Origin of the sequence: Fodinicurvata halophila, from assembly GCF_042651425.1 — a bacterium.
Lineage (GTDB): Bacteria > Pseudomonadota > Alphaproteobacteria > Kiloniellales > DSM-21159 > Fodinicurvata > Fodinicurvata halophila.
This window is the reverse complement of record NZ_JBHSCW010000019.1, coordinates 1-513: the sequence shown is the minus strand read 5'-3', so window position 1 is coordinate 513 and position 513 is coordinate 1. Positions and strand designations below refer to the sequence as shown.

The 513-nt window shown below is 73.3% G+C and carries 1 pseudogene; it reads right to left on the bottom strand.

The features are described from left to right. A pseudogene (locus ACFOW6_RS18030) lies at nt 1–513 on the bottom strand (inverse autotransporter beta domain-containing protein); the annotation flags it as partial.

The window sequence follows — 513 nt, the reverse complement described above, 5'->3', positions numbered from 1 at the left end:
GCCAGGTTGCCGCCGCCGCCGGCCACCTCGACCACCTCGCCGATGGTCACGCCGGTGGCGACGTTTTCAACATCCTCCGTCGTTTCCGGCCGCTGCGAGGGACCGGCCTCGGTGACGATGTCCACGTCGCGCACCACCGGCGCCATCATGCGCCGCTCCTGGCGCGTCAGCGGGCGTGCGTCGGAACCGCCCATGTCGCCCTGCAGCGGGATCGACAGGCTGAGCCCCAGGAAGCCCTGGCTGCCCCGCGGCTCGTCCCACTGCGCCTCGGCACTGGCCGTCACCCGGGCGTTGGGCGAGAGCCCCGGCAGCTCGAAGATGTCCAGCTCCACGCGCCCGCGCGGGCCGGTCACGCTCTCCGCATCGGCGCCGTCGAAGTGATAGCCCCCGGCATAGACCCGAAGGTCCAGCGGCCCCTCGCGCTCGAAAACCGGCACACGCGCGCCCACCTCGGCATCGACGCCGTAGAGTGCGCGCTCCTCGCCGGCGAGGAGCTGCAGCTCGCCGCCCTGG